This is a genomic window from Psychrobacillus sp. FSL K6-1415, from assembly GCF_038003185.1.
Classification (GTDB): domain Bacteria; phylum Bacillota; class Bacilli; order Bacillales_A; family Planococcaceae; genus Psychrobacillus; species Psychrobacillus psychrodurans.
Window position 1 is genome coordinate 3708139 of sequence record NZ_JBBOOQ010000001.1, and the last position, 18497, is coordinate 3726635.

An 18497-nucleotide genomic window follows, 5' to 3' on the forward strand; every position below is an offset into this window, starting at 1 on the left:
GGTCTTGGTCTTGGTCTTGGTCTTGGTCTTGGCCTTGGACTAGATAAAAAGAAGGTGACTCTAACTTCATTTCGTAATGAAGTTTCAAGTCACCTTCTTTTTAGTTTTGTGCGTGAGGACTTTGCGCTGGTGGTGCTAAAGCTTTAAGTAGGTCAAGTCTAGATTTCGTCATTGTAACAGTAACACCAAGCTTTGAAAGATTACTAACAATTTTCTTTAAATCAACTTCCTTTGCCATTGAATCCACCTCGTCCTTCTATCTAATAATTACGATTTTCTTTAAAAAAAGTTTCTTTTTAAAACTAATTTAATTTATTTTATTATACCACTTTTTACCTAAGTTGAATCTTTCAATTTTGTTACATATATTATGGACTTGTAAACCATGCTAATTCCTAAAGGAGTGAATGGTTTGAATATAAAAGATGTAATGAGTAAAGAAGTAGTAACCTGTAACCCTCAGGACTATGTGAGCGAAGTAGCAGATCAGATGCGAGTGTTGGACATAGGCTGTTTACCTGTAGTCAGTAACAAAAAATTAGTTGGAATGATTACGGATCGAGATATCGTGACAAGGTCGGTAGCCAAGGATATAAAAAGCAAGGTGGAGGATGTTATGACCAAGACCGTTATCTCCGTCTCCCCTGAAGATTCTACAGCCGATGCTTCTATTGTTATGGCGCGCAATCAAGTTCGGCGACTTCCTGTAATGGAGGATGGTAATCTCGTAGGCTTTGTCTCTTTAGCGGATTTAGCTTTTCCTTTCCCACATGTCCAAGAAATTTCAAATGCTATGGAAAGTATATCCGAACCACGGTAATTCTAAACACACAAGCTATCCTAAATCAGGATGGCTTTTTATATTTCTCCATATATCGATTAGTAGTACAGCAAATTCATTTACCCCGGTTTCTGTCATAATTCCTACTACCCGATTACAACGTGTCAAACATAATAAAAACGTGTAATATATAGGATAGAAGAATTGCAGAAAGCAGGTTCGATGCATGAATAAGATTATATTTATACTAATGTCTATCCAATTTTTAGTTTATCTCGGCTTTGGAATTATTATTCCCGTACTGCCAGAGGTTATTTTAGAGCAAGATTATAATGAAATCCACGTAGGTGGTCTATTGACGGTTTACTCGTTAGCTTCCTTCTTCACGGCTCCATTATGGGGAATGCTATCAGATCGTATTGGACGAAAAACGCTTATTTTAGTTGGTTTAGTAGGATTCAGTTTAAGTTTTTGGTTGTTTTCATTATTTTTTGATTCGCTTTTCATGCTTTACCTATCTCGTGTAGTGGGAGGATTATTTTCCGGTGCTTTGTATACCGCAGTTACGGGATTTGCAGCTGATTTGTCAAATGAAGAGAACCGTAATAAGTATATGGGATTCCTTGGCATGTCAATTGGTTTAGGTTTTATTTTTGGTCCAGCAATCGGAGGAGTATTAGGACATATAGATTTGGCACTTCCATTTACAGCTTCCGCGATTTTATTGCTCGTGATTTTTGTTTATGCTTTAATCATTTTAAAGGAACCAGAACGTACGGGTGAAGCGAATAAACGCGCACTTCTTCCGAAGGGCGCTTCAAGTCTATGGAATTACCGTATTAGATATCTATTCTTATTTTCGTTCATGGTGACGTTTTTACTAGCAGGTCTTGAAGCAACGTTCCAGTTATTCCAGATCGAAAGAATTGAAATTACTCCACTACAAATCGGCTATTTGTTTATGTTCAGTGGATTTGTCGATGCAGCAATTCAAGGTGGAGTCGTACGCCGCATTAAAAATGGTACGGAAACAAAATGGTTATTATACGCGCAAGTTGTAACAGCGGTTGGATTATTTTTGACTGTTTTTACTCAAAGTATTTTCTGGGCTGGACTTTCATTATGTATATTCACCGCAGGAAATGCATTAGCACGAACTACAATTGTCTCGCTTACTACAAAAGAATCTGGTGGACGCTATGGTACAGCTGCCGGAATGTCATACTCTATGGATAATCTAGGGCGGATTATCGGTCCGTTATTGTTTGCTTGGCTATTTACAATGCAACCCGACAATATTTACATGTTATCCGGAGTGCTCGCAATTCTTTCTATAGGTTTAATTTTTGCATACCGCAAGTCAACTAAGTCATTGAAAGATTTTGCATGAAATGAAAACAGGTGAAGGAAAACGAATCGTTTCCTTCACCTGTTTTTTTATGAATTAAGCACCCGCGTAAATGGTTCTTGCACATGCCAAGCTTCTCGTATAGGCATGGAACTCTCTCACATAAGAGGTTTTCTTTCTCGTATAGGATAATTTCTCTCTCGCATCACAAAATTTGATCAGCTCTCCGTTTTCAAGTACTCTACTTTTTTCTGTCCGAGCTCTGGATGTGCGGCTCTAACTACAGATGGTCTTGCCAAGAATAGAATTACTAATATCAACAAAACGCTTGAAACAATTAAAATACCTTCCGCTGGGAAGACGTCATATAAAAATCCAAATAACACCATACCAATTGGCATTAGAGCCATTGCACATGTTTCTATTATCGAGAATACGCGTCCCTTATAATCATCCTCTATCATTTTCTGCATCATCACCTGTATTGGAGTGTTTGTTATAATCATTGATGCTCCAAAGAAAAACATTAACGCGACATAAAATACAACTATTACTGTATAGGACATATCTATCAACAACGGTATAGAAACCGCTCCAATAATAACACCCATGAAAACAATGCTCCATTTAGATACTAGAAACGGAAATTTCAATTCCTTACGTGCAGAAAAATAAATTGACAATAGAAGCATCCCAACTGCAAATGCCCCCTCTGTAAAACCAAAGTGTTGAGCACTAATCTTTAATTTTTCAATGAGGATAAATGAGTATCCTACCTGATAGGCACCAAACAAAAAGTTGATGAATAAGGAGATAACAACCATTGTTTTTAAAATAGGTTTTTTCATTAAGTAACGGAAGCCTGCTTTCATACTCTCTAGCATTGGTTCCTTCGGTTCACCTTCCACTACTTCTTTTCGCTTCGCAAATAAATTAAAGTCCATCGTGGATTCCAAGACTACAGCGATAATCGAGGCCGCCATATACATTATTAGAAATACAGGCATAGACACTGCTCCGTAGAGAAGTCCTCCCACCGCCGGGCTACCAATTGCCGCAAACGAAATTGACATTTGATTAAGCGACATCGCTTTCTGAATTCGCCCTTCATCTACTAATCCAGTAATAGACGAACTGAAAGTTACCCCAGAAAATAGAGAAGTCAACGATAAAATCACTGTCGTACTATAAATCGCAATTAAAGATAAACCCATCGTCATGCTCACAATAAGTAATCCACCAATTGCAATTGTCGTAGCAATTTGCGATACGATGACAATCATTTTACGAGAATATTTATCTGCAGCGTATCCTGCAAACGGCGCAACTAGAGTCCTTGGTAAAATATTACAAATTAAATTTAATGCAAAACTAGATGCAGATCCTGTTAATTGCAAAATGTAAAAGCTGATTGCAAACGAATACACCTGTGCACCAAAAGTGGAAACTAACTTACTGATAGTAAACGTCCACAAGTGATATGTGGCTTTTTTAAGCTTTAATACTTCTTCCATCTTCCCTACCCCTTTGTTTTAAGAATTATTCAAAAGTTTAATTTTATTAAACAAAGAATAACATTATTATCCTTTCAATTCAACTAAAAGTTTAATATAATTAAACTTAATAAGAGGTGAAAAGATGTCCACATTAGGCGAACGCATTCGTACATTACGTAAACAACAGAAACTGACGCTTGAAAATTTAGCAGGCACAGAGTTAACTAAAGGCATGCTCAGTTTAATAGAAAACAACAAAGCAAATCCTTCTATGGAAAGCTTAAACTATATCGCTTCACAGCTTGGTGTTGAAGTAACTGAGTTACTGGAAGAAATAAGCGGACAAGAGTTGCGAAATGTAATAGATCAAGCAGAATTATTACTCAACACAAAGAACTATGAGTTTGCAGATGAAATTGAACAGGTAAAAAATCTAATAGAACCATATATACCAAAACTAACTCAGGGATATGAGGCAACGCGATTACTCGACATTTACGGAAGATGCTTAGCTTATTCTTCTCCTGACGAATCTGTAGCGTTGCTGAAGAAGGTTGCAAGAATGTATGAAGACTTGCACTTGATAACTAAAAGCGCTGACATAGGGAGAAATCTTGCAATAATTCCATTTATGAATCATCACTATCAAGTAGCACTGGATGTTTTATTAGAAGAACGAAAAAAACTGGAAGACAATCCACTTTGGGTTGATCCATTATCACGCATGGATTATGACTATTTAGAAGCAGTACTTTACTTTGCAGTTGGCAAAAATGAGGAGGCCATTCAAGTGATGAATGATGCCATTCTCTATTGCAATGAACATAAAATATTTAAACAAATAGATAATCTATTTAGACTAGCATCAGCACATGCAATGATGGAAGGAAACATAGAAAGAAAAGATTATTATTTAAAAAAACTGGAAGCCTATAGCGAATTTGCGGATGATGAGGATTCTAAAGCTTTTATACATTATGCTAATCTACATTACTTAAATACATACAAAAAAATGTATATAGAGGCAGATGCTTTATACCATAAATTCTCACTTGACCAGGTAAATATAAATTTATTTACTCACTACTTCCAACTTGAAAGAGCTAAAACTTTATACGGATTAGGAAGAGTTACTGAGGCATTGGAGAAATTTATAGAGGTGAAAATTCCTGACGTCGTCCACCATCCAATCGATTTATCTATTTTCTATGAAAAGGATGCATACATTGCATTATGCTATCTAGAACTAAACCAAGTTGAAAAGGCTGTATTTGCTGTAAAAGTTGCAATGACCAACATTGAAAAGATGCCAGACACACCATATAAAAAATTTATCCATACTACGCATGAGAAAGTAATGATGCGTTTATAGGGGGATCAGATTATTGAAGAAAAATTGGTTTTGGGGTATTGTTATTACTATTTTAATAAGCTGGATTGCTAATATAGTTTACTTTGAACTGCATCAATTAAAAGAACCTGTCGTATTAAATGCTTACATTGATATTCCATCTTCTGAAAAAACCAATTTCTCGTTATTTTATTTGACTAATAGCAGTGAAGTAATCGAGTTAGAAACTTTAATAGCTGGTGAATATACCTATAGCAATGAACAAAATTTTTTCCCTTGGTTTGGGGATTTGACTGCTCAATCATATAGGCAGCATTTTACTCATCAATATTTAAAACAAGCAAGTTTTACATTTGATGAGCAATCATTGAAACAAATTGTAAAAGGGTTTCAATCCAATGAGGTATACGCTCGTTTTACAAATGTTCAGGTTGTACCTGTCCAATTGGAGAAGCTAAATTTCCGAACACCACTTAGTGAAACTAATTACATTTCGAGTACTGCAGGGTTTGGAAGCAACCAAGGGATTCAAGGAAATCTTTTTGAGGCAACCGAAACTGTTAGGATGGATGAGATTACACTACCAGATTCACTAATAAATAAGGTAGAGCTTAAAGTGCAGTTATTATCCGATACCTCCACTAATGCACAAGTTGAGAAACTCTTGAACAAGGAATGGGAGGATATAGCCGCTCCACTTTACACTGATATAGAGTGGCCTTTAGAAATTCAGAAAGGTGATTCTGTTGCACTAATATTTCAAACAAAGTATAGCGATTCTTACGTAAATGTTGTTAATGATTGGTCGGGCATAACGGAATCAAGAGAAGCCTTTACCTATGCTTTCCCTCTACTAATTGAACCCAATCTTTTAAATCAGGATATTGATGATATCGTCCTGAAAGTAAGGGGTGAACATAAATGAGACAGGGATTCAAGCAACTCATTCTCGGCTTTTTATTTGTCCTTCTAAAAATACAAATTATTGTAGATATGTTACCAGATTTTATTGGCTACATTTTCATATATAACGGTATAAAGCAAATCGCTAGTTTATCAAATCAGTCATATGACAAACTAAAAGTACTGTGCATTGCTTTAGTAATTATATCTGTTCCTAATTTCTTCTTAAACGATCAGATGATTCAGCAAATTGAGTGGCTTAAACATTACCCAAGTTTGTTAGCTTTAATCAAAATAGTGCTCGTTTATTACCTATTCATCTTACTACTTGGCGTTGCTAAATTACTTCCTACAGACGAAGCGCTTTTTAGAACTAATAGAATGTTCAGCTGGTATATGGTCATAATGCTTAGTACATCATTAACCCAGCCTTTTTTTATGAACATTTCTATGAATATAAGTATCCCATTAATGATTATCGTTATTATTGCTTCTTTCATTATAGAACTTTCATTTCTTATATACTTACGCAATATACAAAAATGCTTCCCCAAAGATAACGTGTTTGAAAAGTTCGTATAGTAAAAGGGCTGCATCTATCGATTAGTTGATAGATGCAGCCCTTTCATTAATAGCTATTAGATTAGAAGAGACCTAATAGTTAACCGTGATATAATCGGTAGTTGTCCAGCCAATCCATAAACTTCACCCATGCAACTTCAAAATCTGGTTGAATACAGGATACCTGCAGTAGATTCTTTGCGATTAAGTAATCGCTTTTATAGTGAAGATCGAATCCGGACATTCTTGCGTCCTCTGCTAGGTGTGGAAAATTATCCTCTTTCCATGTAAATATCATCGGATAGTGATTATCTGAAAGTAATTCAATCCCATGCTTGTACACTTCATCTTCGATAAATTGCATGCGACTATGCAATAAATTGTACCTCATTCCATTTTCATAGGCCTTTAACGCAACTTCTAAACTATGTACAAACTGAGAAGGCATCGTAAAAGGTGTCGAATTATTCACGCTCAGTCCCAGATCTAAATACGAAGGGATATCACTGCTCGATGTTATCTCGGTGTTTGCAAATACAAAAGCTAAACCGCTCATTGTTCCAATGGCTTTACCGCTTACACCTGTTGCGAGATATACTCCTTCCAAGTTAAATGGAAGTGCTCCAAATGAACTTACACAATCCATACAAAGCAATACATTATAACGGTTACATAAGACCTTCATTTCTTCCAGGCTATTTAACATACCAGTAGATGTTTCGCCATGAACCATTAAAAGCCAACTATAAGCACCTGTGGCAAGCTTTTCTTCTATTAACATTAGATTATGTGGGCTTCCCCATTCAAAAGACGACACATCAAAAGATAAACGCCAACGTTCCGCTTGTTTTTCCAACCGGTCACCAAAGGCACCATTTTTCACGATTAAGCCCTTCTCTCCTAACACATGTATCTGTGCAATCATCGCCTCATTTGCAAGCGTACCACTACCTAACAACAAATGGGTATACTTGGCTCCACTCATTGACAGTAGGTTTTTCTTCACTCTTTCTAGCATGACCTTAAACTCATGTGTTCGATGTGATATAGGCCTAACTGTAAATGCTTGCTGAATTGCTTCAGACTGCTGTACAGGTCCCGGGTAAAAAGAATATCTTTTTTGTTTAAATCGAGCAGCAACAGAAAGCTCAAACCGATCCCTTGTTAATACCATCGGAATATACTTTGCTTCCTCCGTTCCTACAGGGTCTGCAAACGGTTCAAAGCCAAGCTGATTATATAGTTTCTGTTCCCTTACCGTACCAGATATTACCGCTGCTCCATATCCATTTTCATAAGCATAATCGGATAGAGCACGTGCAAGGTAATAAAACACTCGCCCATTTCGATGTGCTTTATCCACCGCCAGCAATCGTACTTCACATAGCTGTCCGTTTAATGCATCCTTTGGCAGAAATTCCTCCACTGAACCAAGCTTTAAATCTAAAGAAAAGGGACGGGTAGCTTTAAATGCCACCATCCCTGCTAGCTCCTGATCCTTTAGTACAATAACATATACGTTTTCATGATGGAACGCATCGACCCGCATTCCACTAGGATCGGGCTCATGTTGAGGTATCTCCTCCACAAACGTTTCATAATTCAGTCGTGCAATCGCTTCAAACTCTTTTTCTGTACGTGCAATTTTACACCAATACATCCCTATCTCCCCTATCTATTCGCTGGAATGATAGCGTTCCGTTCTTTTTTCCAATAAAGTAATCCCTACCACTAATAGTACTACTGCAATACCTACCATCATACTAACATACGTCCAAACACTACTTAAAGTTCCCTCGTATACCGTTACTCGTTTCATAGACTCCATTGCATAATAAATAGGAGAAATCCATTTCATCGCAAGTAACCCTTCTGACTGAACTATTTCTAGAGGCCAGTACGCCCCACCAATCATTGCAAAGGCTACTGCTACAAGTGAAATAATAATACTGCTCTGACTTACTGTTTTCACTAAAGAAATAACAAAAACAGAAAACGCCATTACAAGCAATACATAGAAAGCAGCAATGATTATTACTTTCCAAAAACCATCGTACATATTGGTCCCTAACACATAGCGGAAAACGAACAGGACTAACAGCATTTGAACAAACCCAATAATATAGCTAAATGAAAGATGACCAAAGTATAATTGGAATCTACTAATCGATGCTAGTTTCAATCTGTTCCATACACCTGTGCGCTTATCATCCAATATAAATTGAACATTAATAGACACCGTATAAAAAACAAAAAATAACATAAAACCAAACAAGCTTTGAAGAGCATTATCGTAACGAAAAACCTCTGACTCATCCATTGCCTCTGTTTGTAGGAGGAATGCTTGTTTTTCTTGCAGACTCACTTCTAAATCAGACCATGCACTCTCTCCACCTGCCAAGATTACTTGTTGCTTAAAGCTTGCATCGCTATAAGCCGATTCAACTATAAGAGTTAGATTTCTCACACTATCTGAATCTGAGGCAGAAAAAATGGTGTAGGATGCTTCTTTCAACACAATTCCGATCATTCGAATATCTTCTTTTGCTTTTTGTTTTAACTCCTCTTCTGTAGTTTCTCTAAGAGAATATCCTCCCTCTTCTTTTAGTCTTTCTAGTACGGCAATACTCAGCTCAGAGTCATCCACTGCTACTGATACACTCATCTTCCCATTACTAGTGCCACCTACCAAATATGCCATCACCAAGGTCATTACCGTCATCATAATTAAAACGGTAGGCTTACGTATTAAGTTTTGAAATCTAGCAATCCATATTCCCGTCATTCTGTTACACCTCTTCTCGGAAAGAAAACAATGGAAAGTAATACGCACACAACGACCAGTAAATATATTGCAAACATAAATGGCCAAATAACTGATAAATCTTGACCTTTTTGTATAGATAGTATGGCGGACATCGTTGCACCATTGGGAGTTAAATCCCCAATTTTCCCAAGTGTTTCTGAGATGTCTCGAATGTTAAAGAAAGATCCACCTAGGAAAGAAAATACTGTAATGAATATCCCGTTGAATACATTTGCAATACCTTCTGTTTTTGTTCGAAACTGGAGAGTTGTCATTAAAGCTGATAATGCACCAACAAATACACTATAACTAATAACAATAACCGTCAATCCTTCTAAACTGATCCATTCTATCCCTAATACAAACATACCAAATAAGAGCATAATAGCTTGTTGGATAAAGGCTACAAGAGTTCCTGTGAAGAAAATCGAAAGTGTGTATAAAATAGGAGAGACTCCAGCCAATAAAATACGGTCATATACTTTCCACTGCACTTCCTGCAGAGCAAAGCCTGCTAGAAAAGCAGGAATATATAACGCAAACATCACTAGCATCCCAACGGTGTAGTAAATAGATGCAGGAATCTTCCGCTCATTAGACTCTAAAACCTGTTCTATTTTCTCAACACTATTGACACTACTCATTACTTTCTCGGGTGATAAACCTACATCTAAAAGGGCCGCTGATTGCGTATATCCACTTTTCCAATCAGCTAGTACTGATTCGATTATGGAAGCACGAATGTCATTATCTTGGTTTAAGTATAAGGATAGTTCTGCAAAGTCAGCGTTGTTAAAGTACACCGATTTAATATAATTCAGTCGGAAATTAGATGGTATACTTAAAATGCCATCTATGTTTTTATCCTGCCGAGTCACCTTTAAATCGACTGTCTGTTTATAGTCCGTTGCAATATATTTTTTCATTTCATCTGAGGTCAAAATGGTGTTTTTCAACAATTCGACTGGATCACTATTTTTAAGTTGACTAAGTAAAGCATCCATAGGTGGACCTGTAATTCCCTCTTGTTCTAGAAAGAGTTTAATTGCTTCTTCCTCTTGAACCCAGGATGAATCATCTACTATAAGTAAATTTGCTTGAATAGCCACTTCTTCTCCACCATCCATCATACTTCCTAATGCATTTGAAAGAATGGTTATTAAAACGAGTGGCATAACTAACAAAATAATCAACGGTTGCTTATTTCGTATAAGCATTTTCATTTGTTTTATAATTAAACTAAACAGCATGACTCAGGTCTCCTCTCTTAATCTCTCAGTGCTTTTCCAGTCAAATGCAAAAACACATCTTCCAGAGATGGCACTTTGACAATCGCAGAGGTTATCACTACATTATTTGCAGCAGCAATCGCAAAAATAGTAGCTAATGGCTCTTCACTTTTGGACATTGAAATCGTTAGTATCTTTTCTTCTATTCGGAGGGTTGCTTTTGGAAAGCGTTCACCTAGAGCCTTTTCAAAATTTGCAGTAAATAAGTCCGCTTTCAACTCAATGGTTTGGTTATCTGAGACCAGCTCTTTAAGCTCCTCTTTTGTACCATAAGCAATTATTCTGCCCTGATCCATAATATAAATTTTGTCACATAGCATTTCTACTTCTTCCATGTAGTGACTAGTATATAAAAGTGTCATTCCCTCTTCTACAAAATGTTTAACTGTTTCTAAAATATACGTCCTAGATTGAGGATCAATCCCGACAGTCGGTTCATCCATAATTAGCATAGAAGGTTTGTGTAAAAGAGCCGCCCCAATGTTTAAACGTCTTTTCATACCACCTGAAAAGGTTTTAACTATATCCTTTTGTCTATCAGACAATCCAATTTTCTTTAGGACTTCTGTTATCCGTGTTTCTAAAAGTTCCCCTTTCAACCCATATATTCTTCCGAAAAAAGCCAGGTTTTCTCTAGCAGAAAGCTCAGGATATAGGGCAATTTCTTGAGGAACTACCCCTAATGTTTTACGCAATGGCTCAGGATTTTTTGAAATGGACTTATCATCCCATAGAACATCTCCACTTGTTGGTATGACTAAAGAGGACAACATAGAAATAGTCGTCGATTTCCCTGCACCATTAGGCCCTAATAGTCCAACTGATTCCCCCGCCAATAGTTCCATGTTTATTTCTCTTACAACTTCCTTTGTTTTAAATTTTTTGGAAAGACTTATTGCTTGTAGCATTCTCCCATCTCCTTACAACCTAGTTAAATCGATTATAGCAAACTACTACACCATATTATGTAAAAGTTTTTTAAATATTTCGCATTTAGATAGTGTAGTGGCTGGGTTCGAGAATTTATTTTAAACATAAGGCTATGTTAAAGGTAGAGGTGGATTTAAAACAAAAAAATGGGCTAGGAGATATCTGATATGCTCCCAATAAGGTAGACAGATGAAATAATAAAAAATCTGTTTCCTTTATTGGGGGTTTTTTTCTATGGGTAAAAGTGCTTTTACTGCACAACAAAAGTATGAGGTAATTGTATCTTATGAGGACAGAAAAACTTCAATTAGTGACTTCTGTCGTCAATACAATGTTTCTGACGAAACAATTAAAGAATGGATTTACCAATTTCAAACATATGGAATGGATGGGCTTAATAATCCCGATGGATGGAAAAGGTATTCTAAAGATGTAAAAATGGCAGCGGTCCTTGACTACCTTTCCAATGGCTATTCTCAAGCCGAGATTGTACGCAAGTACGAAATTTCCAGTGGATCAGTGTTACGAAGGTGGATAAAGATTTATAATGATCATAGAGATTTAAAAGAGATGAAAAGGATGAATAACTCTATGATTAAAGTTCGGTCCACTGCACTTGAAGAACGTTTGGAAATAGTTATGTACTACTTTCAGAATGGAAAAAATTATCATCAGGCATCGGAACAGTTTAATGTTTCCTATCAACAGGTGTATCAATGGGTAAAGAAGTTTGAGAAAGAAGGAGAAGACGGTCTTAAAGACAAGCGTGGCCGGACTAAGGCAGAGCTAGAGTTAACTCCCGATGAGAAGTACCAGCGTGATATGAAGAAGTTAGAGCGGGAAAATGAGTGTCTTCGTGCAGAAGTTGCATTCTTAAAAAAGTTGGAGGAACTAGAAAGGAGGCGTTGAAAGAGACGTCTTTAAGCCAAGTTCGATTAATCGATAAATATATAGCCATCCAGGAACTTCATGAGAAAGAGAAATTTTCCATTGTGCTAATATGCGGGATTGCAAGAATTCAACGCTCTGGCTACTACAAGTGGCTTAATCGTGCCCCTTCAGAAAATGAGAAGTTGAATGAGGAAATTCTTGAGGAGATATTACTCCTACACAATAAGGTGGATGGTATATATGGTTATCGCCGTATAACGATGAATCTGAGACGTGCCTTATCGAAGTCTATTAACCATAAGCGTGTTTACCGACTGATGAAGATTGCTGGAATCCAGGCGGTTATTCGATGTAAGCGCAAGAAGTATAAATCAAGTACACCACGGCATGTGGCTGAAAACGTGTTGAACAGGAAATTCAACTCCGACAAGCCAAATGAAAAATGGCTAACTGATGTGACCGAAATGAAATACGGAGTTTCACAGAAAGCTTATTTGAGTGCGATTTTGGATTTATATGATGGATCAATTGTGAGCTATGTACTAGGTACTTCCAATAATAATTCATTGGTTTTTAAAACCCTCGATTTAGCTTTGGAAGTTAACACAGGAGCAACTCCACTGCTTCACAGTGACCGAGGATATCAATACACTTCCTCTACATTTAAAAGGAAAATAGAGAAAGCAGAAATAGTACAGAGTATGTCAAGAGTGGGAAGGTGCATTGATAATGGACCAATGGAGGGATTTTGGGGAACATTGAAATGTGAGAAGTATTACTTAAACAAGTACAGTACGTTTGAAGAGTTGAAGGAAGATATTGATGAGTATATTCATTTTTATAATACTGAAAGATTACAAAAAAGATTAAGCGGCCTTAGTCCCTTAGAATACAGGGTTAAAGCCGCCTAATGTCTTTTATTTATTTCCACTGTCTACTTGACAGGGGGCAGTTCAATCCTCCAAGCTCATTTTAATTTGATTTCCTCTTTTCTAAAGTATCTGTTAGTTTAAATGAAAACTACTCCTCTTTTAAATACCTAATATATCTCTACCGCAACCATTATCTAAGCTTTGTACCAGTAAATCCATACAATTTACGGCATCGTTTGAATCGTCAAATACAGTTTGTAACACTGTTTCTTCTAGTCCTTCTCCGTGGAATGATACAACGTAATAACCTAAACCATTTACTTTTTTGTAATCGTTTTTTAGGAGAAATTCAATACCTTCCTTTTCGGATTTTAAAAGGTAAGTCGCAAGTACATCATCTAACAAAGTATTACCTTTTCTTTCCTCTACTGGTCTAATCATATTCAATTCACTCTCGTTGATGATGGTCGAGAATTTTTCATAGTTTTCAATTACTTTATTCGATAAGTGATGACAGTATTCATCAACCTCAAGAGGAAGAGGATATAGTCCTTTGTTCTTTTGCTCTTGGAAATAATCAGAAAATGCTTTAGCTAATGCTTTGGCAAATCTCTCAAAGTCAAATTTATAATTGGTGAAAATAGGTTTATAAGCACCATTGCCAAAAGTGAGAGTTTCAACACATAGGTTTTTCTCTTCCACCGTTAAATAATATGTCACTGCAAAACCGTAACCGTTTATTTCAGCTTTGTTCACTTTTCCAGTCCAAAGTTGTAAAAGAATATGGAAGAAGTGAGGAACTGAAACGAATGTAACCATAAATGTGAATTCGAGTTCTTGACCATCTCCATTTATTTTAATTCTAGCATCTCTGTATTTATCTATATCATAGATACATTTATATTGATTTTCCACGAACAACACTCCTTTAGTTATCTCATTAGACTGACCTGCTTCGTTAGTTTAAGTGTAACATCTCACAAACTACATCGCTTCATAAAAAAACAACCCTACCCTTTAACTTAGCCAAACATAAAAAAAACGGGCAAAAGACGCCCGACTTTAAGAACAGAATTATAGATATGATGTTGATTGTAGCGAAGGGCGGATGCTTTCCTTGGAAAAAAAGCCATCCTTTGAAAGGATAGCTTTTCTAATAATATTTTATGCTTCTTCAGTTACTATTTTACTTAAAGGTGTATTATATAGGTCCTTATCTAATTCCCCAGTGATTTTCGCAGTTGCGACACCAGCAGTCATTGAACCACTTACATTTACTGCTGTACGTCCCATATCTATTAACGGTTCAACAGATACTAGAAGCCCTGCTAATGCAACCGGTAAATTTAATGCAGATAGAACAAGGATTGCAGCAAATGTTGCGCCGCCTCCAACTCCTGCAACACCAAAGGAACTAATTGCGACTACTGCAACTACAGTTAGGATGAACATAGGATCTAATGGATTGATACCAGCTGATGGAGCTATCATAAATGCTAGCATAGCCGGGTAAATTCCGGCACAACCGTTTTGACCAATAGATAACCCAAACGATCCAGAAAAGTTAGCAACTCCTTCTGATACACCCATTTTAGTCGTTTGTGCATTAATATTAATCGGTAATGTTCCTGCACTTGATCGTGAAGTGAATGCAAAAATTAATGGTTCTGCTGCCTTTTTAACATACGTAATTGGATTTAATCCAGATAGCGTAATGATTAATAAATGGATAGCAAAGACTACTGCTAACGCTACATAAGAAGCAAGAACGAACTTACCTAAATTATAAATCGCACCAAAATCTGATGTCGCAACGGTTCTTGCAATAATCGCTAAAATTCCGAACGGAGTTAAGCGAAGTACTAGCGTTACTACTCGCATAATTAGTTTGTAAACTGCATCAATGCCAGTTTTAATAATAGCTGCAGTTTCTTTCTCTTTACGAGCTAATCCTAAATAAGCAAAGCCTAAAAATGCCGCAAAGATAACAACACCGATAGTTGACGTTGGACGTGCTCCTGTAAAATCTAAAAATGGGTTTGCAGGTAATAAGTCTAGCATTTGGTCTGGAAGTGCTTTATCTGCAACTTCTGCAGAGCGACCTTCATAGTATTCTGCACGTTCTGTTTCTGCATCCCCTTGAATGATTTGTTCTGCATTCAAATCGAATAATGCCGCAGAGCTAATACCAATAACAGCAGCAATGGCAGTTGTTCCTATTAAGAAACTTAAAATAATTGCCGCCATTTTACCAAAGTTTTTACCAATCGTAATTTTTGTAAACGCCCCTAAAATAGAGATGAATACCAATGGCATAACGATCATTTGTAATAATTTTACGTAACCAGTACCAATCAGATTGTACCAAGGAACTGTTTCTGCTAATACTTCCGAATCTACCCCATAGGCAATATTCAATATTAACCCAAGTAAAATACCCAATCCTAGTGCTGTAAATACACGCTTCGAAAAGGAAACATGTTTTTTTTGCATTATGATTAATACCCCAACTAAAAGCAGTAAAGCTACAATGTTAAGAATAATAAATAATAAATTCATATAAAGACCTCCATCTTTTGTGCTCACCATATAATAATACTTTTATCCCTATTGGTCAAGTAGGAATTACTTTCTACTTAATATATGTCTACCCTACTTTCTTTGAGACAAATCGGCTATACTAGAAATAAATAAACAGGCACCGGGGGGGTGAAAATTTGATAGCAAGTTTTTATGGTATTATCGTTTCCGGCATTCTAATTTTAAATATTTCTTTGGCGATTGCTCTAATATTTTTAGAACGTCGAGATGCCTCTGCTACTTGGGCATGGATTCTAGTCCTTTTCTTTATTCCGATCTTAGGCTTTGGTATTTACTTATTGTTTGGAAGAAAGCTAAGAAAAAAAACATTATTCCGTTGGGAAGGAAAAAACAAGATCGGTATCGATAAGCTCATTGAATTTCAAATGGAAGCTATTGAAGACGACTCATTCGATTTTCGTTTAGATGATGCTATGCACTACAAAGAGTTAATCGTCATGCATTTACATAATAACCAAGCTGTCTTAACTCAAGACAATAAAGTAGAAATTTTCATCGATGGACGAGAGAAGTTTGATGCACTCATTCGCGATATTGAACATGCAAAGGATCATATCCACATTCAGTACTATATATTTCGATTAGATTCACTTGGTCAACAAATTTATCAGGCATTGTTAGAAAAAGCAAAACAAGGGGTAAAAGTAAGAATTTTATACGATGATACTGGATCGCGTTCTTTAAGAAAGAAGCATTTTAAAGAACTTATTGCGCTGGGTGGTCGTGTAGAAGCATTTTTCCCTTCTATCTTCCCACTAATCAATCCACGTATGAATTACCGGAACCACCGAAAAATTGTCGTAATTGATGGAAGAATAGGGTATATCGGAGGGTTTAATGTTGGCGATGAATATCTTGGGCTAAAAAAGAAATTTGGATATTGGCGCGATACGCATTTACGTATTGAAGGTAGTTCAGTCCATCCGCTCCAAACTCGATTCATTCTCGATTGGAACCAAGCCTCAACAGAGCATGATATCGAGTACTCTGACATATTTTTCCCAGCTATTCCGATGAAAGGTTCCGTTGGTTTACAAATTGTTTCAAGTGGACCTGATTCCGAATGGGAACAAATAAAAAATGGGTACCTTAAGTTAATTATGATGGCTAAAAAATATATTTATATACAGTCTCCATATTTCATCCCAGATGCTAGCTTCATGGACACGTTACGAATCGCATGTCTTTCTGGTATTGATGTAAGAATCATGATACCAAACAAACCTGATCATATTTTTGTTTACTGGGCAACTTATTCATATGTTGGGGATTTAATAAAAGCTGGAGCTAAAGTGTATATTTACCAAAATGGGTTTTTGCATACCAAAATGATTGTTATTGATGATGAGGCTTCTACGGTGGGAACCGCAAATATTGATGTGCGAAGTTTTAAATTAAATTTTGAAATAAATGCATTTATATATGACCGTGAAACTTCTCATCAGTTAGCTGAATTATTTGAAGAGGATATGAAGTTATCCACGGAGATGACTATGGAAGTATACGAAAGTAGATCTAGAATTATTAAATTTAAAGAGTCATTAGCCCGTCTGATTTCACCAATACTTTAATAAAACTACAAATTACCGAAAAATCCTTTTAAGAATAAGACCTGTTTCTATCGTTTTCAGCAGCATGCTTAGGACATTCTTGTCGCTTCATAATTATCTTATGATATTTTTATAAATAATATTATTCTTCCAAAAAAGAGGTTTCCAGAAATGGAAACCTCTTTTCAATATTCTTATTCTGGTCACTTAGAGATCCAAGAACTCTTCTAAGGTTACGTTTGCTTCATACACTTGAACAGCTAATTCTTCACCAACATACCGGAAGTGCCAAGGCTCATACATATAGCCTGTAATTTTTTCTGATCCATTAGGATAACGCATGATAAATCCGTACTTATGGGCATTGGCAGCCACCCACTTCCCGGCCTCCGTTTCACCGAAGCTTTCCTTCGCAAAATGTTGCTCAAAGTGTTGCTCTCCTATATCAAAGGCTAGTCCCGTTTGATGTTCAGAATAGCCAGGACGTGCGCTATAACGATCTGCAGCATCTTGACCGTCATTCGTCACATAACGATCATACAACTGAGTTTGATAGTCAAAAGATCGATATGTACTGAAAGCTATAAGGTCATAGCCAGACAAAGTTGCCTCAGCAGCCATTTCTTGAAATGCTGCTCTTGCCTCTTTGCTTTCACCAGGGGCATAGGTCGAGGGAAGAGGATACTTTTTGCTAGCGATTAGTACACCGTTTACTATTGTGGGTTCCTGAGGCAATACTTCATTTCCAACATAGCCCTTTGCACCAGACATATCTACTTCTTCTATAACAGGCTCTTCTTTAACAGGAACATCCTGTTTTGGTTCTTCAACAATAGGTTCTTCTATAATAGGTTCTTCTGTTTTATCTACAACTATCGTTTGTTTACCCTCTGTAAGATTACGAAGTTCCTCTATACTCTTATCGATACTCCATTGATTCATCCCTACCCAAACTACAATTACTCCTATCAGTAGTCCTGCAATAGTTCCAGAAACAATATATGGCCATTTTTTTTTCTTTTTTTCCTGTAACAAATTATATCTTGACTGCATATTTTTGGACTTCCTTCTTTCTTATTACGTTATTTCTAGTTTACCATTTTTCCAATAACTATTCT

At 36.5% G+C, this 18497-nt stretch carries 16 protein-coding genes; 7 read left to right on the forward strand and 9 right to left on the reverse strand.

The annotated features are described in order from the left end of the window. Positions 1 to 100: 100 nt before the first annotated feature. The gene (locus tag MKY60_RS18205) at positions 101 to 238 is read right to left on the reverse strand and encodes an Lmo0850 family protein (RefSeq protein ID WP_211895692.1); all 138 of its coding nucleotides are present in this window, start codon (positions 236 to 238) and stop codon (positions 101 to 103) included. A gap of 174 nt (positions 239 to 412) precedes the next feature. Between MKY60_RS18205 and MKY60_RS18210 the strand changes: the two genes are divergently transcribed. After that, entirely contained in the window at positions 413 to 820 is a 408-nt protein-coding gene (locus tag MKY60_RS18210; protein ID WP_090566449.1) for a CBS domain-containing protein, read from the forward strand. 187 nt (positions 821 to 1007) lie between these two features. Next, on the forward strand, positions 1008 to 2171 hold the full coding sequence (locus MKY60_RS18215) for an MFS transporter (protein WP_241597919.1): 1164 nt from the start codon (positions 1008 to 1010) through the stop codon (positions 2169 to 2171). A 176-nt stretch (positions 2172 to 2347) separates the two neighbouring features. Here MKY60_RS18215 and MKY60_RS18220 read toward each other — a convergent pair whose 3' ends face one another. Further along, positions 2348 to 3643, reverse strand: a complete 1296-nt coding sequence (locus MKY60_RS18220) for an MFS transporter (RefSeq protein WP_093495599.1) — start codon at positions 3641 to 3643, stop codon at positions 2348 to 2350. Positions 3644 to 3767: 124 nt separating this feature from the next. On the opposite strand from MKY60_RS18220, the gene MKY60_RS18225 reads away from it, so the two are divergent. The 3 genes from MKY60_RS18225 to MKY60_RS18235 are packed head-to-tail and all read left to right on the forward strand — an operon-like array spanning position 3768 to position 6461. Then, the gene (locus MKY60_RS18225) at positions 3768 to 4997 is read left to right on the forward strand and encodes a helix-turn-helix domain-containing protein (protein WP_340880573.1); all 1230 of its coding nucleotides are present in this window, start codon (positions 3768 to 3770) and stop codon (positions 4995 to 4997) included. 13 nt (positions 4998 to 5010) lie between these two features. Next, positions 5011 to 5901, forward strand: a complete 891-nt coding sequence (locus tag MKY60_RS18230; protein ID WP_340930868.1) for a hypothetical protein — start codon at positions 5011 to 5013, stop codon at positions 5899 to 5901. Then, positions 5898 to 6461, forward strand: a complete 564-nt coding sequence (locus MKY60_RS18235; RefSeq protein ID WP_269922538.1) for a hypothetical protein — start codon at positions 5898 to 5900, stop codon at positions 6459 to 6461. Before MKY60_RS18230 ends, MKY60_RS18235 begins: the two co-directional genes overlap by 4 nt. Positions 6462 to 6540: 79 nt before the next feature. On the opposite strand, the gene MKY60_RS18240 is transcribed toward MKY60_RS18235, so the two are convergent. The 4 genes from MKY60_RS18240 to MKY60_RS18255 are packed head-to-tail and all read right to left on the reverse strand — an operon-like array spanning position 6541 to position 11443. Continuing rightward, positions 6541 to 8100, reverse strand: coding sequence for a GNAT family N-acetyltransferase (locus MKY60_RS18240; protein WP_340930869.1), 1560 nt, complete (start codon positions 8098 to 8100; stop codon positions 6541 to 6543). Positions 8101 to 8115: 15 nt separating this feature from the next. Further along, positions 8116 to 9225 (reverse strand): ABC transporter permease, encoded by a 1110-nt coding sequence (locus MKY60_RS18245; RefSeq protein WP_340930870.1) that lies wholly within the window; start codon positions 9223 to 9225, stop codon positions 8116 to 8118. Then, complete coding sequence (locus MKY60_RS18250) at positions 9222 to 10496, reverse strand: ABC transporter permease (RefSeq protein WP_340930871.1); 1275 nt, start codon at positions 10494 to 10496, stop codon at positions 9222 to 9224. The genes MKY60_RS18245 and MKY60_RS18250 overlap by 4 nt, the downstream gene beginning before the upstream one ends. Positions 10497 to 10513: 17 nt before the next feature. Continuing rightward, positions 10514 to 11443: an ABC transporter ATP-binding protein gene (locus tag MKY60_RS18255; RefSeq protein ID WP_241597924.1), complete on the reverse strand. Its 930-nt coding sequence runs from the start codon at positions 11441 to 11443 to the stop codon at positions 10514 to 10516. A 256-nt stretch (positions 11444 to 11699) separates the two neighbouring features. Here MKY60_RS18255 and MKY60_RS18260 point away from each other — a divergent pair. Continuing rightward, a protein-coding gene (locus MKY60_RS18260; protein WP_340930872.1) for an IS3 family transposase occupies positions 11700 to 13267 on the forward strand; the annotation gives its coding sequence in 2 pieces (ribosomal slippage) (positions 11700 to 12351 and positions 12351 to 13267; 1569 coding nt in all). A 120-nt stretch (positions 13268 to 13387) separates the two neighbouring features. Here the strand turns inward: MKY60_RS18260 and MKY60_RS18265 are convergent. Together MKY60_RS18265 and MKY60_RS18270 are read right to left on the reverse strand one after the other, a co-directional pair. Beyond that, a complete protein-coding gene (locus MKY60_RS18265) occupies positions 13388 to 14143 on the reverse strand; it encodes a hypothetical protein (RefSeq protein WP_340930873.1) in 756 nt (251 codons plus the stop codon). A gap of 249 nt (positions 14144 to 14392) precedes the next feature. Next, complete coding sequence (locus MKY60_RS18270; RefSeq protein WP_093495606.1) at positions 14393 to 15787, reverse strand: L-cystine transporter; 1395 nt, start codon at positions 15785 to 15787, stop codon at positions 14393 to 14395. Between the two features lie 158 nt (positions 15788 to 15945). On the opposite strand from MKY60_RS18270, the gene cls reads away from it, so the two are divergent. After that, the gene (gene cls / locus MKY60_RS18275; protein WP_241597926.1) at positions 15946 to 17400 is read left to right on the forward strand and encodes a cardiolipin synthase; all 1455 of its coding nucleotides are present in this window, start codon (positions 15946 to 15948) and stop codon (positions 17398 to 17400) included. Positions 17401 to 17586: 186 nt separating this feature from the next. On the opposite strand, the gene MKY60_RS18280 is transcribed toward cls, so the two are convergent. Next, a complete protein-coding gene (locus MKY60_RS18280) occupies positions 17587 to 18432 on the reverse strand; it encodes a M15 family metallopeptidase (protein ID WP_241597928.1) in 846 nt (281 codons plus the stop codon). Between the last annotated feature and the right edge of the window lie 65 nt (positions 18433 to 18497).